Annotated in this window: 18 protein-coding genes; 6 read left to right on the top strand and 12 right to left on the bottom strand. The window is 69.8% G+C overall.

Annotation, left to right across the window (positions count from 1 at the left end):
* The first annotated feature begins 164 nt into the window (after positions 1-164).
* Entirely contained in the window at positions 165-2,360 is a 2,196-nt protein-coding gene (gene helR, locus ABT158_RS01385) for an RNA polymerase recycling motor ATPase HelR (protein WP_352349668.1), read from the top strand.
* 37 nt (positions 2,361-2,397) lie between these two features.
* Here helR and ABT158_RS01390 read toward each other — a convergent pair whose 3' ends face one another.
* Together ABT158_RS01390 and ABT158_RS01395 are read right to left on the bottom strand one after the other, a co-directional pair.
* A complete protein-coding gene (locus ABT158_RS01390) occupies positions 2,398-3,594 on the bottom strand; it encodes an NAD(P)/FAD-dependent oxidoreductase (protein ID WP_352349670.1) in 1,197 nt (398 codons plus the stop codon).
* Positions 3,595-3,712: 118 nt separating this feature from the next.
* Positions 3,713-4,657 carry an RNA polymerase sigma-70 factor gene (locus ABT158_RS01395; protein ID WP_352349672.1) on the bottom strand — a complete coding sequence of 315 codons (945 nt, stop codon included), beginning with the start codon at positions 4,655-4,657 and terminating at the stop codon, positions 3,713-3,715.
* Between the two features lie 88 nt (positions 4,658-4,745).
* On the opposite strand from ABT158_RS01395, the gene ABT158_RS01400 reads away from it, so the two are divergent.
* From ABT158_RS01400 to ABT158_RS01410, 3 genes are all read left to right on the top strand, one after another.
* The gene (locus ABT158_RS01400) at positions 4,746-5,606 is read left to right on the top strand and encodes an alpha/beta fold hydrolase (protein ID WP_352349674.1); all 861 of its coding nucleotides are present in this window, start codon (positions 4,746-4,748) and stop codon (positions 5,604-5,606) included.
* Between the two features lie 143 nt (positions 5,607-5,749).
* Positions 5,750-6,310 (top strand): hypothetical protein, encoded by a 561-nt coding sequence (locus ABT158_RS01405; protein ID WP_352349676.1) that lies wholly within the window; start codon positions 5,750-5,752, stop codon positions 6,308-6,310.
* Positions 6,310-9,147 (top strand): M48 family metalloprotease, encoded by a 2,838-nt coding sequence (locus ABT158_RS01410; protein ID WP_352349678.1) that lies wholly within the window; start codon positions 6,310-6,312, stop codon positions 9,145-9,147. The genes ABT158_RS01405 and ABT158_RS01410 overlap by 1 nt, the downstream gene beginning before the upstream one ends.
* 19 nt (positions 9,148-9,166) lie before the next feature.
* Here the strand turns inward: ABT158_RS01410 and ABT158_RS01415 are convergent, their stop codons facing one another.
* Positions 9,167-12,313 (bottom strand): AfsR/SARP family transcriptional regulator, encoded by a 3,147-nt coding sequence (locus ABT158_RS01415; protein WP_352349680.1) that lies wholly within the window; start codon positions 12,311-12,313, stop codon positions 9,167-9,169.
* 98 nt (positions 12,314-12,411) lie between these two features.
* Positions 12,412-14,427 carry a CehA/McbA family metallohydrolase gene (locus ABT158_RS01420; protein ID WP_352349682.1) on the bottom strand — a complete coding sequence of 672 codons (2,016 nt, stop codon included), beginning with the start codon at positions 14,425-14,427 and terminating at the stop codon, positions 12,412-12,414.
* Positions 14,428-14,621: 194 nt separating this feature from the next.
* On the opposite strand from ABT158_RS01420, the gene ABT158_RS01425 reads away from it, so the two are divergent.
* Positions 14,622-15,446 (top strand): hypothetical protein, encoded by an 825-nt coding sequence (locus ABT158_RS01425; RefSeq protein WP_352349684.1) that lies wholly within the window; start codon positions 14,622-14,624, stop codon positions 15,444-15,446.
* A 36-nt stretch (positions 15,447-15,482) separates the two neighbouring features.
* Here the strand turns inward: ABT158_RS01425 and ABT158_RS01430 are convergent, their stop codons facing one another.
* The 4 genes from ABT158_RS01430 to ABT158_RS01445 all read right to left on the bottom strand — a co-directional run bounded on the left by ABT158_RS01430 (position 15,483) and on the right by ABT158_RS01445 (position 19,605).
* The gene (locus ABT158_RS01430; protein WP_352349686.1) at positions 15,483-15,950 is read right to left on the bottom strand and encodes a hypothetical protein; all 468 of its coding nucleotides are present in this window, start codon (positions 15,948-15,950) and stop codon (positions 15,483-15,485) included.
* 118 nt (positions 15,951-16,068) lie between these two features.
* Entirely contained in the window at positions 16,069-16,200 is a 132-nt protein-coding gene (locus tag ABT158_RS01435; RefSeq protein ID WP_352349688.1) for a hypothetical protein, read from the bottom strand.
* A 384-nt stretch (positions 16,201-16,584) separates the two neighbouring features.
* Positions 16,585-19,059, bottom strand: coding sequence for an ATP-binding protein (locus ABT158_RS01440; RefSeq protein WP_352350469.1), 2,475 nt, complete (start codon positions 19,057-19,059; stop codon positions 16,585-16,587).
* 132 nt (positions 19,060-19,191) lie between these two features.
* Positions 19,192-19,605, bottom strand: coding sequence for a hypothetical protein (locus ABT158_RS01445; RefSeq protein WP_352349690.1), 414 nt, complete (start codon positions 19,603-19,605; stop codon positions 19,192-19,194).
* 429 nt (positions 19,606-20,034) lie between these two features.
* Between ABT158_RS01445 and ABT158_RS01450 the strand changes: the two genes are divergently transcribed.
* The gene (locus ABT158_RS01450; RefSeq protein WP_352349692.1) at positions 20,035-20,607 is read left to right on the top strand and encodes a Pycsar system effector family protein; all 573 of its coding nucleotides are present in this window, start codon (positions 20,035-20,037) and stop codon (positions 20,605-20,607) included.
* Between the two features lie 38 nt (positions 20,608-20,645).
* Here ABT158_RS01450 and ABT158_RS01455 read toward each other — a convergent pair whose 3' ends face one another.
* The 4 genes from ABT158_RS01455 to ABT158_RS01470 all read right to left on the bottom strand — a co-directional run bounded on the left by ABT158_RS01455 (position 20,646) and on the right by ABT158_RS01470 (position 24,992).
* Positions 20,646-21,416, bottom strand: coding sequence for a hypothetical protein (locus ABT158_RS01455; RefSeq protein ID WP_352349694.1), 771 nt, complete (start codon positions 21,414-21,416; stop codon positions 20,646-20,648).
* A gap of 4 nt (positions 21,417-21,420) precedes the next feature.
* Positions 21,421-23,508, bottom strand: coding sequence for a hypothetical protein (locus ABT158_RS01460; RefSeq protein WP_352349696.1), 2,088 nt, complete (start codon positions 23,506-23,508; stop codon positions 21,421-21,423).
* Positions 23,505-24,263, bottom strand: a complete 759-nt coding sequence (locus ABT158_RS01465) for a hypothetical protein (protein ID WP_352349698.1) — start codon at positions 24,261-24,263, stop codon at positions 23,505-23,507. The genes ABT158_RS01460 and ABT158_RS01465 overlap by 4 nt, the downstream gene beginning before the upstream one ends.
* A 69-nt stretch (positions 24,264-24,332) precedes the next feature.
* A complete protein-coding gene (locus ABT158_RS01470; protein ID WP_352349700.1) occupies positions 24,333-24,992 on the bottom strand; it encodes a Crp/Fnr family transcriptional regulator in 660 nt (219 codons plus the stop codon).
* Positions 24,993-25,083: the final 91 nt, after the last annotated feature.

Consider the following 25,083-nt stretch of genomic DNA (forward strand, 5'->3'; position numbering starts at 1 on the left):
TGTCGCGGAGCAAAGTGGCAGAAAAAGGAGCTTCTACTCCTTTCCACTCTTAACGTATAGCGCACCGGGGGGCTTGCGGCAAGACCCCCGTCGTGCCGCAGAATCGTCCGCCGAGGCCAGAAGCCTTGCCACGCGAAGACCGACCTCGTAGCGGAGCCACATACATGAATCCCCTGACCACCGGCGTGTTCGACCTGCCCGGCAACCTCGCCGCCAAGGCGGATCCGGCGCTGATCGCCGTCGACGAGCGACACTTCGCGGCCCTCGCCCAGAGCCTGGAGCAGTCGATCGCCGACCTGTCCGCCCGCCTCGACGCCGAACGCATGGCCCCCGGCGGCAAGGGCCGGCAGGCGCTCGACCGCGACCTGGAGATCCACCGCCTGTCCGCCCGCCTGCGGACGCTGCGGCGCTTCGGCCTCGACCTGTGCCTCGGCCACATGGTCACCGCCGACCACCCCGAACCGGTGTACATCGGACGGCTCGGCCTCACCGACAGCGACGGCCGCCGCCTGCTGCTCGACTGGCGCTCGCCCGCGGCCGAGCCGTTCTTCGGCGCCACCCACGCCAACCCCATGGGCCTGGCCAGCCGCCGCCGGTACCGCTGGACCCGCGGCCGGATCAGCGACTACTGGGACGAGGTGTTCACCGCCGACGGCTTCGAAGGGCACGCCGCGCTCGACGACCAGTCCGCCTTCATCGCCAGCCTGGGCGGCAACCGTTCGCCCAGGATGCGCGACGTGCTCGGCACCATCCAGGCCGACCAGGACGCCATCATCCGGGCCGGCTCCCGCGGCGCCCTCGTCGTGGACGGCGGCCCCGGCACCGGCAAGACCGTCGTCGCCCTCCACCGCTCGGCCTACCTGCTCTACTCCGACCCCCGGCTCGGCCACAACAAGGGCGGCGTGCTGTTCGTCGGCCCGCACCAGCCCTACCTGGCCTACGTCGCCGACGTGCTGCCCAGCCTGGGGGAGGACGGCGTGCGCACCTGCACCCTGCGCGACCTCGTGCCCGAGGGGGCGGCCGCGGCCCCCGAGCGGGACCCGGAGGTGGCGCGGCTGAAGGCGTCCGCGGACATGGTGAAGGCGATCGAGCCGGCCGTCAGGTTCTACGAGAACCCGCCCGCCAAGGGCATGACGGTCACCACGCACTGGTCGGACGTCTGGCTGAGCGCCGAGGACTGGGCCGAGGCGTTCGAGGCCGCCGACCCCGGCACCCCGCACAACGAGGCCCGCGACCAGATCTGGGAGGAACTGCTCACGATCCTCATCGACAAGCACGACCCGCATGACCGGCACGGCGAGCACGGCGAGCACGAGGTGTCGCCGGAGCTGCTGCGCAGGTCGCTGCGCGCGAACCGGGAGCTGCTGGCCGCCTTCAACCGCGCCTGGCCGCTGATCGAGCCCACCGACCTGGTCGGCGACCTGTGGACGGTCCCCGCCTACCTGCGGCTGTGCGCCCCCTGGCTCGCCCCGGACGAGATCCGGCGGCTCCAGCGCGCGGACGCCCAGTCCTGGACGGTCTCCGACCTGCCGCTCCTGGACGCGGCCCGCCAGCGTCTCGGCGACCCGGAGGCGTCCCGCCGGCAGCGCAGGCAGGAGGCCGCCCTGGCCGTCCAGCGCGAGCGCATGGCCCAGGTCGTGGACAACCTGATCGAGGCCGACGACGACGGCGAGGGCCTGGTGACGCAGCTTCGCCGGGCGGACCTCCAGCGCAACCTGGTGGACGAGTCGGAGCTGCCCACCGTGGAGCCGGACCTGCTCGCCGGGCCGTTCGCGCACGTCGTCGTGGACGAGGCCCAGGAGCTGACCGACGCCGAATGGCAGATGTTGCTGCTGCGCTGCCCGTCCAGGAGCTTCACCATCGTCGGCGACCGCGCCCAGGCCAGGCACGGGTTCACCGAGTCGTGGGCGGAACGGCTGGGCCGGGTCGGCATCGACCGCGTCGAGCTGGCCGGCCTGAGCGTCAACTACCGGACCCCGGCGGAGATCATGGCCGAGGCCGAGCCGGTCATCAGGGCCGCCCTGCCGGACGCCAACGTGCCGGTCTCCATCCGGGAGAGCGGCATCCCGGTCACCCGCGGGCCGGTCGCCGAGCTGGACGCGATCCTCGACGCCTGGCTCGCCGCGAACCCCGAGGGGATCGCCTGCGTGATCGGGGACCCGGCCTTCCGTGAGCGGCCCCGGGTCCGGTCGCTGACGCCGGAGCTGTCGAAGGGGCTGGAGTTCGACCTGGTCGTCCTGGTCGATCCGGACCGGTTCGGCGAGGGCGTCGAGGGCGTCGAGGGCGTCGAGGGCGCGGTCGACCGTTACGTGGCGATGACCCGGGCGACCCGGCAGCTCGTCGTCCTCACGACCCCCTGACGGGGGCGCGCCGCCGGGTGCGCCACGCCGGCCGTCGTCACGCACGCGCCCTGGCGGCGGCGGGGCCGGCCGGGGCGTTCGGGCTGGTGACGCGGCGGCGCCGGGCCGGCAGGCCCAGCATCGGGTTGGCGACGCCCCAGGCGGCGCTCTTGCAGACCAGCTCCTTGTACACGGCGGCCACCCGCCCGGTCAGCACCTTGGGCACGGCGCGGTCGTCGGCGGTGACGAACTGGATCAGGCCGTTGCCCCGGCCCAGCGAGACGCATTGGTTGAAGTAGCGCGGCGAGGTGTTCGGCAGTTTCCCGCCGGTCAGCCGCGCCGCGATCGAGTCGGCGGCCTGCCAGGCGGTCGGGATGCCCGACGCGCACGACATGCGCAGCGGCTTGCCGCCGGGGCCCATCGCCATGGCGGCGTCGCCGACGGCGTACACGTTCGGGTGCGAGACCGAGCGCATGGTCCCGTCGACCACGATCTGGCCGGTGCCGGTGACCTCCAGGGTGGTCGCCCGCGCGATCGGGTGCACGGCGAAGCCGGCCGTCCAGACGGTCACGTCGGCCGGGATGGGCCCGCCTTCGGTGGTGACCCGGCCGGCCTCGACGGCGGTGACGGCCGTGTGCTCGTGCACGCTCACCCCGAGCCCGGCCAGGACCTTCCGCACGTGCGCGCGGCCCTTCGGCGAGAGCCAGTCACCGAGACCGCCGCGGGCGGCGAGGGCGACGTCGAGGTCGGGACGGGCCTCGGCGATCTCGGCCGCGGCCTCCAGCCCGGTGAGCCCGCCGCCGACGACGACCACGCGCTGACCGGCGTCGAGCCGGGCCAGCCGCTCGCGCAGCCGCAGCGCCCCCGGCCGGCCGGCGACGTCGTAGGCGTGCTCGGCCGTCCCGGGCACGCCCTCGGCGTTCCAGCCGCTGCCGAGCGCGTAGACCAGCGTGTCGTAGGCCAGCTCTTCGGCGCCGCCCGCGCCGGTGACGGTGACGGTCCCGCGGTCGGCGTCGAGGCCGGTGACCGTCCCGAGCCGCAGCTCGACGCCGGTGCCGGCGAACATCTCGCGGAACGGCCGGGGCCTGAGGTCCTGCCCGGTCGCCACCTGGTGCAGGCGGACGCGCTCCACGAAGTCGGGCTCGGCGTTGACGAGGGTGATGGCGACGTCCTCGCGGCTCAGCCGCCTGGCCAGGCGGCCGGCGACGACGGCTCCGGTGTAGCCGGCTCCGAGGACGATGATGCGGTGCTGCATTTCCTCGCTCCTGTCTGACGCGGATTCGCCACCTGAACCGGACGGCCCGCGCATTCCTGACAGGATCACGGTGTGAAGCGCGTCACACCGTGTCTCAGAAGGCGTCTCAGAAGGCGTCTCAGAAGGCTCTGAACACCGGCTCCCCGTGGTCGGTGGCCGCCCAGCGCGCGGTCGCGCGGTCCAGCTTGTCGGGGTTGACCTGGTTGCGGAACGCGGCGATGCCCTCGGCGGTGACCTCCAGGCACATGACGCCGACGACCCGGCCGTCCAGGACCGCCACGACGGCCGGCTCCCCGTTGGCGGTCCAGGGGTAGATCTCGGGCGAGCCGCCGATGATGGCCCGCTTGGCCTTGCCGGGCTTGACCAGGCCCCACAGGAACTTCGCGACCGCGACGGCGCCCACGAACGCCTTGGCGCGGGCCGGGACCTTGCCGCCGCCGTCGCCGACCGCGATGGCGTCCTGGGTGAGCAGGCGGACGAGCGGCTCGGTCTGCCCGCTGGTGGCGGCGGCCAGGAACTCCTCGACGATCCGCCGGGCGGCGGCCTCGTCGACCTCGGTACGGGCCCGGCCGTCGGCGACGTGCTTCTTGGCGCGGTGGAAGATCTGCTGGCTGGCCGACTCGGTGATGTCGAGGATCTCGGCGATCTCCCGGTGGGAGTGGTCGAAGGCGGCCCGCAGCACATAGACCGCCCGCTCGTTGGGGGACAGGCGTTCCATCAGCGTGAGGACGGCGTACGACACCGACTCGCGCTGCTCGGCGGTCTCGGCCGGGCCGAGCATCGGGTCGCCGGCGAGCAACGGCTCGGGCAGCCACTCCCCGACGTACGTCTCGCGGCGGGCCCGCGCGGAGCCGAGCTGGTTGAGGCACAGGTTGGTGAGCACCTTCGTCAGCCACGCCTCGGGCACCTCGACGCGGCCCGCGTCGGCGGACTGCCAGCGCAGGAACGTCTCCTGCACGGCGTCCTCGGCCTCCGCGGCGGAGCCGAGCAGGCGGTAGGCGATGGCCTCCAGGCGGGGTCTGGCGGCCACGAATCGGTCGACGTCGTCCGCGGTCAAAGGCATGGCCCGATCCTAGAACGTCCCCTTATGCGGCGGAACTCCGCTTCTTGGGTAGGTGTTGTTCCATGACGGTCCCGGGTAGAGGCGGCCGATGTTCGACGACTTCGCGACCGGCCTGATCGACGTCGGTGAGACCGAGCTGTTCGTCCGGTACGGCGGCTCCGGCACGCCCGTCCTGCTGCTCCACGGCCACCCCCGCACCCACGCGACCTGGCACCGCGTCGCACCCCTCCTCGCCCCCCACCACACGGTGGTCTGCCCCGATCTGCGCGGGTACGGCCGCTCGGGCAAGCCGCCCGCCACCCCCGACCACGCCCCCTACTCCAAGCGCGCCATGGCCCGCGACATGGTCGCCCTCATGCGTTCGCTGGGCCACGAACGCTTCGCCGTCGCCGGCCACGACCGCGGCGCCTACGTCGCCCACCGCCTGGCCGCCGACCACCCGGCCGCCGTCACCCGCCTGGCCGTGATGGACGGCATCCCCATCGGCGAGGCGCTGGCCAGGGCCGACGCCCGCTTCGCGGCGTCCTGGTGGCACTGGTTCTTCCTCGGCCAGACCGCCAAACCCGCCGAACGCGTCATCAACGCCGACCCGGACGCCTGGTACAAGGGCAACGCCGAGCAGATGGGTCAGGAGGCGTACGAGGACTACCGCCGGGCCATCCACGACCCGGACACCGTCCACGCGATGTGCGAGGACTACCGGGCCGGCCTGACCGTGGACCGCGCGGCCGACGACGCCGACCGCGCCGCCGCCCGCCGCCTCACCTGCCCCACCCTGTTCCTCTGGACGTCCAAGGACGACATGGAGGACCTGTACGGCGACCCGCTGGCGATCTGGCGCACCTGGGCCGACGACGTGACCGGCCACCCGATCGACAGCGGCCACCACGTGGCCGAAGAGGCCCCGGACGAACTCGCCGCCTCCCTGCTGGCCTTCCTGCGCGAATGACGCCCTGACGGGGGAGCCCGTGCCGGACACGTCATTCATGCCGTTTTCCGCGTTCGCCTCCATCGCCGGACCCCTTCCGTGAGGATGGAGATCCTGCACAGCGTGGCGAGTTCGTCACACAATGCGATGCGGAGAGGGGCGTCATGAGTTCCGGAGCAGCTTCGCCCAGCGGCGGCGGTCCTGCGGGCAGGGCGGCGACGACCAGGGTCCGCGACGTCGTGCGCGATGTGGTGGCGGCGACCGCGCCGGAGGAACTCCTGCTCGTGGACGGGCTGGCCGGCCTCGACGACGACGTCGTGATCCGGCGGCTGGGCCGGCGGGGCGCCAGGCGTGAGCCGTTGGGTTTCGGCCTGGGCGAGATCGCGGCCCTGGTGACGCCGGTGGTGTGGCTCATGGTCGACGAGGCCGCCCGCCGGGTGGGTACCGCCGCCGTGGACGGCGCGGCGGCGCGCACGAAGGCCGCGCTGCGCAAGGTGTTCAGAAGGCCGGCGGCGGCCGTCCTCGTCCCTGACCTGACCCGTGACGAGCTGGCCGAGGTCCACCGGCGGGTGCTGGAGACCGCTGTGGAGCACGGGCTCGGCGACAGCCGCGCCCGGCTCATCGCCGACGCCGTGGTGGGCCGGCTCGCGCTGGCCGCACCGGAACCCGACGCGCGGAGACCGGACGGCCCGAACGACGGCGCCCCCCTGACGAAGAACCAGTGATGACGGCCACGGCCTCCGCGCCGCGGATCGACGAGCGCGCGATGGGCGCGGGCACGACCGTGCGCTTCGTGCTGCTGCTGACTCTGCTGCTGGTGAGCAGCGGTTCGATGATGCAGGTCGTGGCCCGCGGATACCACGGCGGCTACGGGTACGGCTGCCTGCTCGCCGCCGGCGGCGATCCCACCCAGGGCACCGACCGGGGCGTCTCCGCGCGGATCATCGCCTCCCACGACGCCTACTGGGCCTGCGTCGATCGCTACGAGCCCGCGGCGCCCTGGTGGCTGCCGCTCCTGGGGCTGGTCCTGGTGGCGGCGGCGGCCGTGGCGCTGTTCCTGGCCCTGCCGCACTGGAAGATCCGGCGGGGCCGCCTCGTGCCGCTGGACGTGATCGACCACGACGGCGAGATCGGGCGCAGGATGGCGGAGCTCGCCGCCGTGGCCGGCCTGGCCCGCGTGCCCAGGATCGTCGTGGACCTGACGGCGGTCACCACCGACGCCGTGGTGTTCGGCAGCGATCGCCGCCCGATCGTGTGCCTGCACGGCGGGCTGCTCGCCCGCAGGACCGCCGATCCCGACGGCTTCCGCGCGCGGGCGATGCACGAGTTCGCCCACATCCGCAACCGCGACCTCACCATCACCTACGCCACCGTCGTCGTGTGGCGGGTGTTCGTCGTCCTCGTGCTCCTGCCGTACGTCGTCTGGTACCTCACCGCGATCCCCACCTCCGCGCGGTCGCCGTTCTGGCCCGGCGAGACGGCGTTCACCACGCGGGGCCTGCTGCTTCCGGTCTGCATGATCCTCCTGGTCTATCTCGCCCGCTCGGACGTCCTGCGCAGCCGGGAGATCCACGCCGACCTCGCCGCGGCGCGCTGGGGCGCCGACCTGCGCTCTCTGGCGTTCACCAGGCCCGCCCCCGCCACGGGCCGGCTGCGGCGGGCTCTCGGCTCCTTCGCCGAGCTGTGGCGCACGCACCCGCGCTGGACGCTGCGCCGGGACGCCGTCACCGACCCGGCCGCGCTGTTCGGCGTGCAGGCGCTGCCCATGTTCCTGACCGGGGCCGCCGCTCCGCTCATCGACGTCCAGGTGGCGGACTACCTGCCCCTCGTCGCCAGCGGCACCTGGATGGGCCGGCTGTCGGCCCTGCTGGTGGCGGGGCTGGTCACCGGCGTGGCCGGGATCGCGCTGTGGCGTGCCGTGGTCCATGCGGTGCTGACCGGGCGCCGGGCGCCGTCCGGTGTGCGCGCGGGGCTGTGGCTGGGAGCCGGCGGCGTGGCCGGCGAACTGGTGCTGAACCGGGTGACGGTCCTGCGGTGGTTCCCGGACCACCCGGTGGTGCTGGCGCTGGTGCTGTTCGCCGGGGTGGCCTTCGCCTGGTGGACCGCGCAGTGCGCCGAACTGTGGGGCAGGGCCTGGCCGGGGCGTACGATCCGGCCGGCCATGCTGCTGGGGCTCACCGCCGCGTGGCTGGTGCTGTTCGCGTGGTTCGTGTGGTGGCAGAGCGAAGGCGCGCTGCTGGCGAGCACCGGAACGGTGGACCCCGCCGGGATGCGCCTGATCCTGCGGGACCTGTACGGCGCCTCGCCGGAGGAGCATCCGGCCGTGCAGTCCGCGATCGGCGCGGTGTGGCCGTTCCTGACCAGCCTCGACACGCCGCTCGTCCTCTCCGCGGTCATGGCCCTGTGGGTCGTGCCGCTGCTCACCTGGACGTTCCGCCCGGCCACCGCTCCGCCCTCGTGGACGCTCGGCTCCTTGCCCGAGCCCGGCCGATGGGAGGCCCCGGACAGCGGGGTGCCGCTGCACCGGCGGGTGCTGCCGGCCGTGCTGCTGGGGATACCGGCGAGCTGGGCCGCCGTCGCCGTCGTCATGGGCTACATGCACACCTGGCAGCCCCCGCCCGCGGATCGAGGAGGCTTCTACGCCCTGGTCTACCAGGCGTGGACGCTCGTGGCCCTGGTGACGACGGCCGCGGCGGCAGCCGCCGTCGCGAGCGTGCCGGCGAGCCGTCACCGGCTGCTCGTCGCGCTGATCACCGCCGAGGTCGTGGCGTTGGGCGGCCTGGCCGGCCGCTTCCTGTTCGCCGCCGCGGACGGCTGCTTCCAGCCGCTCAACACCTTGGCGGTCCGCTGCCACTGGCTGCCGGATCCGGCGTGGACGCTCGTACAGAGCATCATGGGCTACGTTCTCGTGCTCGCCGCGGTCGCCGCCGTCATGGCGGCCGGCATCGTGTCGGCGGCCCGGAAGCTGCGGCCCACGACCCGGCGCGCGACCCGCGAGCTCCCTCCCGACCCGTCGCCGCGCGGCCGGCTCGCCGCGCGGCGAGCCGCCACGGCTGTGCTGTGCGCGGCGGCGGTGGCGGCGCCCCTCGTGGCGGCCGCCCAGCAGGAATCGCCCGGGTCCGCCACCCTCTCCCAGGTCCAGCGGGTGGTGGGCCCCGAAGGTGCGGCGGTGTCCGCCGAGATCAGGCAGCTGCAGGTGAAGGCCTGGTGGGCACACGGCGGCTGGGATCTGCGCGAACGCTACCGGACCGACGTCGTACGTCTCTCCAAGAGCCTGAACGACGCCGCTCAGACCGGGCGCGGCTCCGTCGAGCCGGCGATCTTCGGCCCCCTGTGCACCCACATGGGGGAGATCGCCCGGGACGCGGGCCGCTACTTCGACGCCCCCGACCACGAGACCCAGGTCTTCTGGCGGACGTTCATCACCCAGGCCGGCAACGGCGGCCTTAACTGCCGGAAAAGCCTGGCGGACGAGAACGGCGACCTCTTCATCACGTCCATGAACGAGCTCATCGAGGCCGGGAAGGCGCTCGAAGCGGTCACCGCCAGAATGCCGAGGTGACCGCCGCGCCTTGCCCCGGTCAACTCCGCCCGGGACGCGGAAGGCCACCCGGGGGAGCGGACCCGGCCGGATCCGCGCAGTGGGTCATGAGCCGGTCGATCGCCTCCTGCCGCGGCAGGTCCGCGCCACGCCGGTACGCCTCCCGGTAACCCGCGTCGCCGAGCCGCCCCGCCAGGACGGGCACCAGCCGCCGCAGATCGGGATCGCCCTCGTCGAAGACGCCCCTGATCACGTGGCTCATGCCGAGCGCCGTCGCGGCCCCCGCCGGGTCGCCCTCCAGCCCGAGCAGCCTGGCCAGCAGCTCCGCGGCGCGCGCCAGGGCGTTGGCGTTGGTGTGCCCGAGCACGCCGCGCATCGCGCGGGGCAGCAGCTCGCGCGCCCGCTCCGCCGCCCCCTCGGTCACCAGGACGGCCATCCGGGAGGACACGATCACGTCGCCGTTCAGCTCGGGCGGGCCGGGCAGCCGGTGGACGACCGTCTCCAGCTCGTCCACGACCTCATGGGCCCGGCCCAGGTCGCCGGCATGGCGGTGCACCTCGGCCAGCGGGAACAGCATGCTGGCCGCCAGCCGCCGGTGGCCGTGTTCGCGGCCCACGCGGCGCGCGGCGTGGAGGTCGTGCAGCGCGCCGTCCAGGTCGCCGCCGCGCATGCGGTTCTGGGCGAGATGCGACTTGGTGATGAACAGGTGTTCCTCGGTGCCCAGCTCGGCGGCGATCGCGACGGCGCGCTCGCAGGCCGCGACCGCGCGTTCGTGCTCGCCGCGCAGGCCATGGACGCGGCTGTGCCGTACCAGGCTCATCACCAGGCCCCAGCGGTCACCGACCTGCTCGAACAGGCGCAGCGCCTCGTCCCTGTGGCGGGCGCCGGTCTCCTGGTCGCCCTGTTCCGTGAGCAGGAAGTCGTAGGCCCAGCGGGCGCTGGCGCGCACCCACGGGTCGGGGGAGTCCAGGGCCTCCAGGTCTCCGGCGTCCTGACTGGTGAGCCTGGACAGGCGGAGCAGCGGCAGCGCGTTGTGGAACTTCGTCACCCCTGGACGGCTGAGGTTCTCCCGGACCTCCGGCCCGCCCCGCCGGCCCGCCGTCGCCCGTACCACCTCGAAAGCGGTGCGGACGTCGTCGGGCAGCTCGTCGCCGAACGCCAGCACCTCGCCCAGGAACGCGTCGGACTCGGTGGACATCCCGCGCATGCCCCAATACCAGATCATGGACCGGACGAACCGGGCGGCCGTGGCCGCGTCGCCCGCCCCGACGGCGGCCCGCAGCGCGGCGACCAGGTTGTCGTGCTCGGCGTCGAAGACCTCGACGGCGCGCAGCTGGTCCCGGGTACGCAGCAGCGGCTCGTTCTCCTCGGCCAGCGCCAGGAAGTACGCGCGGAAACGGTCGCCGACCGGCGGCTCGTCGAGCCGGGCCGCCGCGTAGGCGCGGACGGTCTCCAGCATCCGGTACCTGTCGCCCACCTGCTGGATCATGGACTTCTCGACCAGCGCCCCCGCGACGTACACCATGTCGGCGGCGGGCAGGGACGCGTCGGAGCAGATCGCCTCCAGCGCGGCCAGGTCGGCTCCGCCGGGGAAGGCGGCCAGGCGCGCGGCCAGCACCCGCTCGGGCTCCTCCAGCAGGTCCCAGCTCCACTCCACCAGCGCGAGCAGCGTGCGCTGGCGCGGCAGCGCGGTCCTGCTGCCCGAGGTGAGCAGGCGGAACCGGTCGTCCAGGCGCTCGGCGATCTGCGTCACGGTCATCGCCCGCAGCTTGGCCGCGGCCAGTTCGAGCGCCAGCGGCATGCCGTCCAACCGGCGGCAGATCTCCACCGTGGGCCCCAGGGTGGCCCGGTCGAGCGCGAACCCCTGGCGCACCCTGCCCGCCCGCTCCACGAACAGCCGCACGGCGTCCGACTCGGCGGCCTCGGCCAGGTCCGCGTCCCGCACGGGCAGGCCCAGCGGGCCGAGGTGGCACAGGGCCTCGCCGTCGATCGCCAGAGCCTCCCTGCTGGTGGCCAGGACACGCAGCTGCGGAAGCCGGCCGAGCAGCTGCTCGGCGAGCTCGGCGGCCGCCTCCACCAGGTGCTCGCAGTTGTCCAGCACCAGCACGGCGGGGCCGACGTCGAGCTGGGCCGCCAACCGGGCGGGCGCGGGAGCCTGCGGCTTGAACCCGCCCTCGAACAGGCCGCCGCAGGCGCTGAGCACCGCGTCCGCGATCTGGTCCTGACGGGTGACCCCGGCGAGCGAGACGAACCACGCCCGGTCCCCGACGTGCTCGGCGGCCTCCAGCGCCAGCCTGGTCTTGCCCGCGCCGCCCGGCCCGACGATCGTCACCAGCCGCGCTTCGGCAAGCAGCCGGGCCAGCTCGCCGAGCTCACGCTCCCGGCCGACGAAGGTGGTCAGCCTGGCCGGAAGCGTGCTGGACGCGGCCTGCGGCCGTACGGCGGGCCGGCTCAGCTCCCCGCGCAGGAGGGCGAGGTGGACCGCGCGGAGCTCGGGCGAGGGGTCGATGCCCAGCTCGTCGCCGAGCCTTCCGCGGACCTCGTCGTACACGGCCAGCGCCTCCGACTGGCGTCCGGCGGCCGACAGGGCCCGGATCCGCAGTTCGGCCAGGCGCTCGCTCAGCGGGCGCGCGACGGCCGCGACCCGCAGGTCGGCCAGCACCTCGGAGTGGCGGCCGAGCCGTACCTCCGCGTCGAAGAAGTCCTCGGCGACGGTGGCGCGCAACTCCTCCAGCCGCGCCGCCACGTTACGGGCGAACGCGGCCTCCAGCACGTCCGCCAGCGCGTCGCCGCGCCACTGCTCCAGGGCGGCGCGGAGCAGGGAGGAGGCCTCCCGCGGCCGGCCGGCCGCGAGCTCCCGCCTGGCCTGCCCGGCAAGCTGCTCGAACCGGTGGGTGTCCACGTCCTCGGGACGCAGCGGCAGCCGGTAACCGCCGGCCACCAGCTCCACGGACTCCGGCCCGCCCAGCGTCCTGCGCAACCGGGAGACCAGCCCGTGCAGCGCGTTGACGGCCCCGGCCGGCGGCTCCTCGCCCCAGACGCAGTCGATCAGCGCGTCCGCCGACACCGGCCGACCGGCCTCCAACGCGAGCCGCGCCAGCAGCACCCGCAGACGCACGCCGGGAATGTCGATGGGAGAGGCGTCGTCGGCCGCGGCCGCGACCGGCCCGAGAAGGGAGATCTGCACGCAGCCACCTTCCCACCCATCCCTCCGCGCACCCCCGCCGGACCCCGCCACTCCGTCGCGCCCGCCCCCTGCTGCGCGACCGGCCCTGCCGGCCGAGGTCAGGGCAGGCGGTCGCGGTAGACCTGCCTGGCTCGCTCGTACAGGGCCAGGTGGTCGTCCACCTGGGCGGGGGTGTCGAAGCGGCCGGACTCGCGCAGGATCGATTCCAGCCGGTCCAGCCAGGCCAGGCACCAGCGCACGTCCGCCTCCCTGGCCACGTGGCCGCCCGCGACGTCGAGGTACACGGGGCTGGTGTGGGCGTAGGCGCCGCGCCGGTGCTGGGAGCGCGGATGCGGCCCGCCGGTTGCCACGGCCACCACGTACGTCGGTTCGTCCGCCCTCATCGTGGCCACCAGCCGCCCGGGAGGCCCCTGCGCGAGCACGCCCGCAGCGGTACGGATCTCCAGTTCCTCGACCTCCGGCCCGATCGTGGAGACCACGATCTCCACCTCCTGGCCCGGCGGCAGCTCCAGCGTGTCGCCGGGACCGTGCCCGTTCACCGTGAGCTCCAGCCACGGCCCGGTGGTGGCGAACGTACGCCCGTGCAGGATCGCCTCGGCGTAGGACTCGGCGGTGAGGGGACCGGCGACGTTGGCGTACACACGCTCCCAGCCGGGCGGGGCGGAGGCGGTGCCGCGGCGGCAGAACGACAGCACGGCGTCGGTCCCCGCCGTCACCGCCAGCCTGTTGCCCGCGCCGATCAGACGGCGGTACACGGCCGCCGTGGCCAGGACGGAGGAGTGGTTGAGCACGTCGAGCGAGTCGATCAGGCCCAGTGCGGCGTCGGCCACGATCTCCCTGGCCGCGCAGGACCGCCCGCGATCGAGCACGACGTCCGGCGGGTCGTCGTCGCCGAACGCGGTGTGGAACGGGTGACCGTAGGAGACGACCCCGCCGAGTGCCCGCAGCTCCTCGCACGCCGCCGCGTTGGGCGGCCAGTCCGCCGTGCCGCCGAAGCCCGAGTGGTAGCGGCCCGGCAGCCCGCGCAGCCCGAACGCCGTGCAGTGGCCGAGCACGTCGTTGCGGTACTCGACGCCGATCCTGGCCACGTGCCGGTCGTCGGACCACGGCAGGTCCTTGCCCACCCACTGCTCCAGCGCCTCCGCGTCGTAGACGCGCTCGCTCGCCACGTTGCCCGCCACCAGGTTGAGCACGTGCAGGTCCTCGCCGTGCTGCGCGGCGGCGGCCAGCTCGGGCGCGGCGGGCTCCTCGCCCATCCAGTTGAGGTGGACGTGCAGGTCACCGCCGTACCAGCCGCCGGCGGCCGCGTCGTACAGCCGTTCGGGCGCCAGCTCCACCAGCGTCTCCGCGCCGGTCTGCGGCGTGACGGTCACTTCGGCGGTGCCGTACTCCATCCCCCTGGCCACGGTCACGGTGACGGGCTCGGCGGGGACGCGGACCACGAGGTCGTCGCCGTGGAAGAACGGCCGGCGGTGCGCGTCCAGCTTGGGCGGCGCGCCTTCGGGGTACCAGCCCTGACCGTTCGCGCTCGTCACGCTCCACCGGCACGGGAACCCCGCGCGTAACCGCACGCCGGCCGCCGCCACCCGCCTGCTCAGCGGCGCCAGGTCGACCGGCTGCCCGTCGACCACGACGGACTCGGCGACCTCGACCACCTTGGCCCCGCGCGCCGCTACCGTGTACCGGGTGCCGTCCACGAGCACGGTGACCGATTCGTCCCTGCTGGAGTCGAGCAGCAACGCCGTACGAAACGGCTCCTCCTCCAGCACGATCCGCGTGACGGCCGCCACCGCGCACCCGCCGGGCGTCAGGCGCAGCACGGGCAGGTTGTCCACGACGTCGCCGGCGAGCGCGTCACGCACCACCCGGTCGGCGTCCACCTCGCCGAGATGATCCTCCAGCTCGGCCGCGGGCAGGTCAGGGTGGTGCTCGGCCAGTTGGCGCAGTCCGGTGGTGTAGAAGTTGTACCGGCGGTCGAGGAAGACGGTCGCCCATGCCTGGACGACGTAGGACAGCGACGGTTCACCCCAACAGGGACCGTGCGCGTCACGGAGCGCGCGGTAATCAGCCAGGGCAGCGGAGACGGGACCAGGAAGCAACGCATCGTCACACATCGGACACTCCTCGGAGGGGACCCACGGTCATACTGACATGACCCTCCCGCTGTGTCCCGCTTTGCGGAGAAGGGCAGGGCCTCAAGGCGATCGACGCGCCGAATCCAGCACGTCCACCGGCCTCCCCCTCGTCTTTCGGCAGTCGCATCCGGTCCGTGTTCCGCGCGTGTCCTGATGGAGGCATTCTCGTCATCATGAGAAACACGCTCATGACGTTGGTGGCCTGCGGTGCTCTGCTGGCAGGGGTTGCTCCAGCCCAGGCTTCCTCGGAGCGAGAAGTCTCCCAAGATTCCGTTCAGGCGCTGAAAAGCGTTCTGGCAAGCGGACACGGCGTACGTTTCACCGAAACTGCCATCGTCTCGAAGGGCACGAAGAAACTCACTGAACGCCGACGTGAAGGCGCCTTCGAGTTCAACGCGCCCAATGGAGGCGTCAAGGCGTTGGACGTCATCACGACCGGAGGTGCTCATGGAACCGAACGCGGCATTGGTTTCAATCACGAGCCCGGCGGCACCAGCTACCAGTCCGGTGGGCTCATCGGGAAGTGGCTGAAAGACGGCAAGGTCTGGTGGAAGAACTCTCACCAGTTGTACCTCTGGCACACCGAGCTGCTCGGATACGATGAGCAGCTTCTCAATCCGACAGAGCCGGCCACCGTGGCGGCCCTGCTGAAGAACGGCCACAGGAACGGGAACAGCGTCACCGGCGTGATCACCTTCAAGCAGCTCGGCAAGGCTGCCTCCGCCTGGTTCGGCCATTCCACCCAGGGTTCGTGGGGCCTCGTCGGTACGAAAGTGTCCTACACCCTCACGCTAACCCCGACGGGATCGATCGGCAGAGTGCAGAGCAGGTACACCCTAGCCGGCGGCCTTGATGAACTGGTGGGCAGAACCTTCTCCGTCGACACCCACTACCAGGGGTGGGGTGAAAAAGTGTCCGTCAAGCCGCCGAACCCCCGCGACACCACAACTGAGTTGTGCATCAACGGCGAGGTCTGCCACTGGCGTCTTCCGAGTTGAGAACACGCCGCGCTTCCCGGCAATCACCGGCCGCCCTCAGGACGGCAGCCAGTCCGGCCACCAGGGCGGCACGTTGCCCACGCCGCAATTGAGCCCTGTCGCGCCGGTAGGGGTGCCGGTCGTCGCGAAATCGTAGAGGATCAGGCCAGCCGGGACGACCACCAAAAGCGCGGCGGTGACCCAGAAGCCCATCCGGAAGGCCACGACGGCGGCTCTGCCGTCGGCCCGCCGCCCGAGCGCGCGGAACCCGGTGAGGAAAAGCGCGCCGCACAGAAAGACGGTCATGAAGAGCAGCCACCTGCCGCCGAGAAAGATCAGGCCGGCCAGTGCCTCGCCCGCGTCGAGGTCGCCGAAACAGTACGAGAGCGCGCTGTCGACGAGCCGGCTGTCCGCCCACGCGACCGCGGCGGCGAGCAGCACGACCGCCGCCAGAACGCCCCCGCAGCCGAGGGTCCGGCGAAAATGCGCCCGCGCCTCCGTCGCGCCGGTGCCGGCGTACCGCATGAGCCCCTTTTCCGTACCTCATTGTCAGGCCGGGTCTTCGGCCGCGGGGAAGAATGCGCCGCGCCCGTCCCGGAGTTTTCCGGTTCCGCGACGGGCGTGACATTCGTGGCAAAGGTGATCAATTGTAGCCGACGTCGTCCGATTTTTTGCCGTTGTCCGGCAAGTGGTACAGCTTCAATGCCCCGTCGAGACTGCATTCCTTGTGGCTGGAATCAACGAACTTGGTGTCCGGCGGGTCGGAGACGCTCATGATCGCTCACGCTTCCGACCAGGCGCTATGCGTGGATGGCGCTTGATCGGGAGATGGATGGTCCCCGAATGGTCCACGATCACGCTGAAGAGCCTCAGCGGAGGAACCGGTTTGTCCGGCTGACCGTCCTGGTGGGGGTGCGGGTCAGGGCACGCTTCTCCTCCGCCTGGTGTACGCTCTCTGCCTCTCATCCGGTCTCTTGCCTGGGCACGGCCGCTCTTTGGCCGCGAAGTGCCCGCGGGTTCTGGCCATGTCTTCTCGTTAGATGGATGGCCCGGAATGGTGCCGCGTGAGCACGGAGCCTTTCGACGTCCCGATGGACGGTGGCCACGGTCATGTGCGCCTTCTAAACAGACGGGTTTCGTGTCAAAGTAATCAGACCGGTTATGTGCGGACGCTTACCCGAAGGGCCTTCAGCTGCTCTGCAGCCAATATGGCCTCAGCAGCTCCAATGCGTTGGTAGATGGCTACTGCCACGTGTAGATAAACAAGTGCGCCTTGCTGGTGGCCGCAGCGTATGTGGCATCGGGCTATTCCTTCGAGAGCATGCGCCTCGTCCAGAGGGCTCTGCACTTCACGTGCCAGCCGCAGAGCCCGCCGGTATGCGACAAGTGCTGGCTGTATTCCAGCGGAATCGGCTAGGAGAGCGCCGGTGCAGTTCAGGACTTCCGCCTCGCCTTGGTCATCACCGAAATGCTGGAACAGCGCCCAGGCCTCCGCCAGTACGTCGGACGCTTTCGAGTACTCCCCGGACAGATGTTGTGCCTGCCCCAGAAGCCGGAGGGCGTTGGCTTCGCCGTGGCCGAAGTCGAGGGCTTGGTAGAGGGTCAGGGCCTGCTGCCCCAGGTTGGCTGCCGCTTGGAACTCCCCGGTCCTGACCCGTACTTGACCCAAAACCAGCAAGGCTTCGGCTTCGCCATGCCGGGCGCCGAGGGAGCGATATAAGGCCAGAGCCTGCTCTGCCTGATCCGTCGCCACCTCGTAATTCCCCAGCGAACATCGTGCTCGGCTCAAACCTCGGTGCGCGTCCGCTTCACCTTTCCGGTTGCCGAGGACGCGATAGAGCACCATCGTCTGCTCAGCCAGGTCGGCTGCCGTTGAGTACTCCCCAAGCGCATGCCGGACCACGCGGAGATCGGACAGAGCATTGGCTTCGCCGAGGCGGTCACCGAGAGCACGATTCAAGGACAGCGCCTGTTGGATCAGGTCGGCTGCTCCCACGAAATCTCCGTACGCTACGCGCCGGATCCAGCTCTGGGCCTGTAGAGCGCGGGCTTCGCCGTGTCGGTTGCCGAGGGAGCGGTACAGGGCCAGAGCCTGCTCTGCCAGAACAGCCGCCAGGTCGTATTTTCCTCTCATACGCCGTGCCTGACTGAGGTTCAGCAGGGCATTTGCCTCCCCGTTCCGATCACTGAGCGAGCGATACGAGGCCAGTGCTTGCTCCGCCAAGTTTTCTGCTGTCGAGTAGGCCCCCATTCCGCTGTGGGCCCAGGACAGATTCTGTAGGGCATCGGCCTGGGCGAGAGGATCGGCGGTGTGCTGTGCGGCGGTGAAGGCCGCCTCATGGAGAACGGCGGCCTGGTCCCAGACGCCCTCCTGAGAGAGGAAGGAGGCCATGGCCTTGGCGAGACGGATGACGTAGGAGTCACGCACATTGATCGAAGCAAAGCTGGCAGAAGCGAGTAGGTTGGAACGTTCGGTGCGCATCCAGGTCAGCGCGTGTTCACGGTCAGCCAGTTCTGGCGTCATGACAGAAGCATCGATTTGGGCTGCGGCACCGGGGCGAGGATGCCTGATGAGGCGGTCAGCGGCCTCGGCGGTGCACTGGTAGTAGGCACAAAGGCGGTCGGTTGCGTATTCGCGTTCCCCAACTGGATCCTGGGCTGCGAGGGCTTGGGCGTATGCGCGCAGGAGGTCGTGCAGACTGTAGCGGCCAAGCGCCGGTTCATCGATGAAGTGGCTGGCATACAGAGCATGAAGCTGGCGACGGGCCTGGACGACAGAGATGTCATCGAGGGCGGCAGCAGCATATGAATCGAAGGTGGAGCCAGGGTGCAGGCCTATACGGCGGAAGAGGCGCTGCTGGTCTGGAGACAAGGCATGGTATGACAGGTCAAAGGCTGCCGTCACCGCGCGGTCGTCTGCTTCGAGTTCACCCAGCCGATCCTGAGCAGCGGCGAACGCATCCGCGAAGGCGGCGACATCCCATGCGGGATGGTGGGCCAGGCGGCCGGCGAGCAACGTAATGGCCAGCGGTAGAAAGCCACATCGTTCAACCAGATCGACAACAGCATCCCGCTCTTGCCTTACAGGCGCCCGACGGGCCATGCGAGTGAATAGCTCAAGTGCCTGACCAGACGGCAGCGTGGCCAACGAGAGCGGCTCGGCACCAGGGAACGCGATCAGACGTCGCCGGCTGGTGACCAGGACCACGCATGCCGCCGCTCCCGGCAACAACGGTTCTACCTGGGCGTGGTCGGCCGCGTCGTCCAAGACCAGCAGCACCTTCTTCCCGGCCAGACGCCCGCGCCACCGCTGCGCTCGCCCCTCCACGCTTCCAGGGATCTCGCCCTGAGGCATGCCGGTGCAGGCCAGCAAATCTCCGAGCACGTCACGGGGGTCGGCGGGCTGCTGACCGGGGGTGTGGGCGTGCAAGTTGACGAACAACTGCCCGTCCGGAAAAGCGTCAGCGAGCATGTGCGCGGCACGGGTTACCAGTGCGGTCTTCCCCACGCCGGGCATGCCGTCGATGGTGTAGACGGTCAGCAGGCCAGATGTTCTCGATGCGGCAGCGATGAGCCATTGCAACTCGGCGTCGCGGCCGGTGAAGCCCACCACGTCCCGGGGCAGGGTGCGCATCGTCACTGCAGGAGACGGTATGGGACCGGTGTAGATCGTTTGATCTCGACCGGCAATGATCTGCCGGGCGTGGCTCTCGGCGACTGCTTCGATGCGTACTTGGGCGGGCTCCGACTCACCCATCCCGCTTGCTCACGATCCGGTGATGTGCTGATCTCGGCCGGCGATGAACTGCCGCGACTGATCGTGGGCATGGGCGTTAATGATCTGTTGGATGCGGGACTGCTCGCCGGAGAGCAGTGAGGGAGTCAGATGCTCATCCAGCAGGCGCTGTAGCTGCGGTCCGGCGGTCGGATCCTCATCGAGGATCTGCTGCAGCCGCAGCTGCCATATCCCTGCCAGGGCCTGCTCTGTGTCAGGATCCACCCGCTCACGGGCGGCGAGCACCTGAATTTGCGTCGCTTCCAGCTCAGCTTGCACGGTCTCGGCCTGGTCGGAGCGGACCTTGCACCACCAGGCCACCACTGCGGTACGGGTCTGTTGCCACGCATCGGTGGCCATCGCCCCCACCAAGGCTGTCGCCGCTGCCAGCACGATCGGATCCATCCAAGACTCCTTCGCGGACAAACTCCGAGAAATCCACTGTAGGCAGGCGGAGTCGCTTGCAAGGAGGCATCACTGAGACACGGTCTGAAATGGGCAGCGACAGAAGCCGCCTGAGCGATGTCTACCCCGTTCATCCTTGCGTCAGAAGCGCGCCGCCGGACGATCACGAAATTCGTGCCAGAGCCGGTCTTTAGCTGTCATCGGCACCGGAGAGGCTGGAGGTTTGCTGCTAACCATGCCCTTGACCAGGGGCAATCTAATTAATGCCACTTGATCAATGCCGCGGTTGGCTCACATGTGGCCCACGATCACGCAGAGAGCTTCCTGCTGAGGTGGTGTACAGCAGGCGCGCAGCGCATCACGGGCTTCAACTTATGGCGGTCGTGGAATGCTCTGCGTTGTGATCGCCCCCCGGCCAGGAGGTTTCTCATGTTCCGCAAGATCGTGCGAACCTTCACCCGGCCCCCTGCAGACGGACGGCAGGCAGCCGAGGACGATGCGTGCGAGTACGGAGCACAGTTACTCAGAGAGGCGCGTGAGGAGCTCAACCGGGCGGACGCCAAAGCCCAGGTCCTCCTCGGCATCGTCGGCATCGGCCTCGGCGCCGTCGCAGGCGGCCTGCTGGCGGGCAGCTGGTCACCTTCCGAGATGTCCAATGCCGTCGAGTGGCTGTGGTGGGTAGGGGCAGCGGCAGCTCTGGCGTCCGTGGTGGTGCTCGCTGGCGCGGTGTATCCGCGCCTGGATCGGCGGAAGGGGAGCGGCGCCGTCATGTACTACGCCGATGTCCATCGTCTCGACTCCACGGCGGCCGTCGCCAGCGCTCTCATGCGGTCATCGGCGCTCGACCTGGAGCGGGTCGCTGATCAGCTGTACCGGGTCAGCCACATCGTCGGGCGGAAGTATCGCCTAATCCGCTGGGGGTTCTGGCTGCTCCTCGGTGGAACGGCGGCTACGGTGAGCGCGGCGCTCATCAACGTCATGATCACCGGATCTTCGCCGTGACAGCGCGGTCGCTGGATGGCGCCGCTCCGGCGAGCACCTCACGCTCGGCCTACCAGCAGCGTGTCGTCCTCCAGCGGCGGAACTGGCAGGCCAAGGAGTTCCAGGGTTCTGCGGAGTACAGTTTCATTGCTGACGACGAAGTTGAGCATGTCCACTGTCTCGTAGCGCTGCATGATCGAGTCGACGGTGCCGAGCAGTTGTTGCGCTCCCTGCTGCCGCTGTTCGACGAGCTCCGCGATGATCTGCGGTAGGTGTTCCGGGGAGACAGCCAGTTTGATCGCGTGCTCCACCTGGGCGCTTCCGACCACGGTGGTGAGAAAGTCCTGCCACTCCTGCCGGACCTCGTCGGTGCTCTTGATCCGGAGCAGCGCGGCGTCGGCGTCGGCCCTGATGTCATGCTGTCTCTTGTGGGCAGCACGGTTGAGCTGGCGTATCTCCTCGGGAACGTTGACCTCGGCTCTGATCGCCCACCGGAAGACACCTGTCATCGAGCCTGAGATCGCCTGGAGTCTTTCGTTCGTGGCTTGCTCCGCCGCGCCCGGCGCGGTGATCTCGAATTGTCGGGTAGTCGAACGTACCTCCTGACAGGCGCGCTGGAGGACCGTCTCCGCTTCGGGCACTTCATCACTGAACAGGGCTGAGGTCCGTTTCCCGCCCGAGGTCGCGATACGGAACACGGTGACGGAGAAGTCGTAGGCGTCGCCCTTGGCGGGCGAGGACAGCACGAACGGCTCGATGCCGATGGGCGGTTCGGCCTCTGGCTGGTTCTGCTGGATGCGGTAGAGCATGGGGGCCAGCCATTTGCGCATGAGATCAGCTCCTGTGAACGAGTTGACGCAGGTGATGGTGAAGTTCGGCGGAGATCTCGCCATGGTGCCGCCAGAGCCGAAGGTAGAGCAGTGCTCGCTCGGCGCTCCGCACGTCGGTCAGGCTGAAGATCTGGTCCGTGATCTCGCGTACGGTCGGCCGCTCGCCGTAGTACCGCAGCCATTCGTTCAGCAGCAGGTCCCAGGAGTCGGGCACGACAAGGCGCCCCTCTTCCTCGTAGCTGAGCGCGTTGCGCCAGAGCATCACCAGCGAGGGATGGGGATCGAGGTCGCTGGGATGCGGCCGCTCGGGGCTCGAGACGGGTAGCGCGACCAGTCGTCCGAAGGCGAGGGCGGCGCCGTGACGACCGATCGCTCCTCCGTCACGGACCCAGTCAGCGAGATGGTTCATGATGGTAGGCGCGGTGTTCCGGCGATAGAGGTAGGCGATGGACTGGGCCACTTCGTGGTGGAACTTGACGCCTCTGCTCAGGACCAGAGTCCTGAACGCGGCGAGTGCTTGGTCGGGTGCGGAGAGGCCGACGGACGAGGCGTAGGCGCGGATCGCGATCGCCTTCTTCGCGTCGTTGCCATGGATCATCGAATCGAGATGGAGGTGGACGCGGCGGGTCATCGATGGGTTCTCGGCGGCGGCTTCCAGTGCCAAGGCGGCGAGTTGATGGTCCCGAGGTCGGCGAGAGCGGCTCCATACCTCCAAAAACCGTTCGTTGACGAGGGAGAAGTCGAAAGTTGCGAGCTTTCCGACCGCATGCCCGACCTTGATCCTCGTATGCCAGGATCCCTCGCCGCCGAGCCGGATCAACCAGTCGATCAGCGAGTCACGGATGGTCGGCTGGTCCTCCCAGATCACGCGTAGCATGACGGCCGCCAACTCGGGGCGTCTCAGCCTGATGCTTCGCCCACCGCCGGGCCCGGCGGGTGCGACCTCGGCATCCACGTACTTCAGCCAGGCCGGCAGGTTTTCCCAAAGCTGGACCGATTTCGGCGAATGATCACGACGCCACTTCTCGTCAAGCCGTTCGGCCAGGGCCAGGGCCGCGCCAGAGATTTCCGCCTCCGGTAGTCCGTGGAGTACGGCGATGCTGGTCATGAAGCACCGGCCCAGAGTCGGCCTGCGCCTCTCGAGGTTCTCGCCCACCTTCGCGCGCATTCGATGGAATCGCCGGTTCAGCATGGTCTCGATGGGACTGCCGGCCTCCATCGTGGCGACCACCTGCCTGACCAGTTCGACCACCTGCCAGGGCGCGGAGAGAGCGCGGAGCTCCTCGTCCAAGAGCTTCTGATCGTCTACGGCAAGCCGTGCGCCGGATGCCTGAACGGACAGATGCTTGGTGAAGACCCGGCGGTTCGGCGGTGGATCGTGTTCGATCACGGGCGCGATGGATGACTGGATGTGCTCTGGCACCAGGACGATCACCCTGTAGTCCGCGTTGATGCCAGCACGTTTGAGGCTTGTGGTCACCCTGTCGACCACATTGGGCGTATCAACCAGGTCCAGCAAATAGCCATGCCCCGATTCCAGTTTCCAATCCCGGGGGTTCGGCGTGCTCGCTCCGTGCGGCATGATCCAGCTCACCCTGCCGCTCCACTCGAGCAGCGCAGCCAGAGCTGTGGTCGCCTTTCCCGTCTCTGCCGCTCCACCGAGAAGGATCAGGCGCCGGCTGTCGAGCAGCTTACGTATATCGGTTTGTGACTGGGTCGGTACCAGCGTTCGCCGTAGGTCCGCGGTCTCGGCTTCTGTCAGTTCATTGACCGTCGCTGTCGGTTGTGGCCGCGCCTGGCCTACGTGGATGTCTCCCTGGGCGAACCAGAGGTTTCCCTTCTTGACGCGGTTGCTCACGCGGCCGCTCAGATCCCGGGTGCCGGCGCTGGACAGTTCGTCGGCGTACAGGTCGTCCAAGCTCTGCCGGCGTTCCTCCCACTCCTGCCGGGAGGCGGCCATTTCATGACGGATTGGTAGGTTGTCGGGTTCCTGAAATGTCTCGTCCTCCTCCTCGGACGAGATGTCGTCGACCAGCGGTTCCTCTGGCTGCGGGCCTTCAGGGCCCGACCCCTCGGGCGGGGAGTCGCTCATTTCTTTCTCCGCTTCGAGTCACGTGTGACGTTGATGTCCCCTTGCGCGAAGAGAATGTCGCCCCTCTTGGCCTTGTTCGTGATCGACCCATTTCTCGACGAAGGTGGTGACGGATCGTTCTCTCTGGACGGCGGGCGCTCCGGAACTTCCATGTTGTGGACGTCGAAGTGCGGCACGTACAGGTAGGCCGGATATTCCTGTCTCTTCTCCGCTACCGCGACCGCAAGGAACTCCGACGGTCTCGGCCGTCCAGGTCCCTGTGACACGTAGTCGCGGAACACTTCCCGCGAGATGATCAGCGCTAAGTCCGCGTCGCGGAAGGTGTCGAGCGCGGCCCGTATCGGTGCCGAATCACGCATTCTCGCGGGCTGCACGGCATGTTGCCCGGGCCACCCCGCCGCGCCGTCCAACTGCAGTGGTCCAACGTGGATGGCCAGCCGAATGCGCATCCGGGCCCAGGTGGGATCGCCGCGCTGGCTGTTGTGCGCTGCGATGGCCATGTCCAGCTCGGTCAGGAACTGGTCGAGGAGAAGAGGAATCGTGACAAGAGGGCCTGGTTCAGCGGGAAGGACGACGGTCAGCGAATCACCGCCTACCTGGCGCGACCATGACTCCCGGTTCAGATGAACGCGGTCCGCCGCCGTCTCGATGGCGCCGATAAGACCGGACTGGAGGGTGCGCTGCTGGGCGTCGGTGCGGTCGCCGTAGTTCTCGATGTCGGCTGTGAGCAGGACGCGGTAATCGTGCATGACCATGGCATCTCCAATGAGCGGGTGGGCTCTACAGTGAGGTACCACCCGGCGGGAGAAGCCGTAGAAATATGGTTAAGCGAGGAACGGGAGGTCGGCAAGCGCAGTCAGTCCTGCCAGGTCCTTCACTACCACGTCGCGGTGCCCTCGCCGGATGACCCCCTCCGCAGCCAGTTCGCGCAACGCCTTCTGCGTCGTGATCTCCTTGGCGCCCACCAGCATCCCCAATTCGGCTCTGGTGAGCGGTATGCCGATGCTCACTCCGTCATCTGTGGTTCGGCCGTGTCGCGAGATTAGCGCGATCAGCACGCGTGCCAGGCAGATCTTCGTCTCGTATCCAGCGAAGTCGAGGCGCCGTTGATTGGCCCAACGCAGTCGCTCGGCCACGACCTGCGTCAGCGCCAGAGCCGCGGCCGGGCGCCGAGTCACAAAAGAGCGGAACACCGGGCCCTTGATCTGTTGACAGACGACGCGCCCACAGGTGGTCACAGTCGCCGACCGCGGCGCCCCATCCATTGCTGCCATGTCGCCCACGATGTCACCCGAAACCCGGATCGCCAGGGTCGCCTCCACCCCGTTCTCAACGCCGCCGGTTACTTTGACCAGCGCGTCCAACAGGATCCAGACCGATGTGCCGCGATCTCCTTGCCTGATCAGCACGTGTCCGGGCGGGAGCGAGCGCAAGGTTCCGAGGCCAAGGAGCTCGGAGCGGAGCTCGTCCGTCAGCCGATGCATGAAGGTGCCGGTCGGCCATCGGTTGGGTGCCACAATTCCTCCAACAGGCAACGTCTCACACATACGCCAACCGGATTGCCTCGACAAGGGA

Origin of the sequence: Nonomuraea sp. NPDC001636, assembly GCF_040298265.1 — a bacterium.
GTDB lineage: Bacteria > Actinomycetota > Actinomycetes > Streptosporangiales > Streptosporangiaceae > Nonomuraea.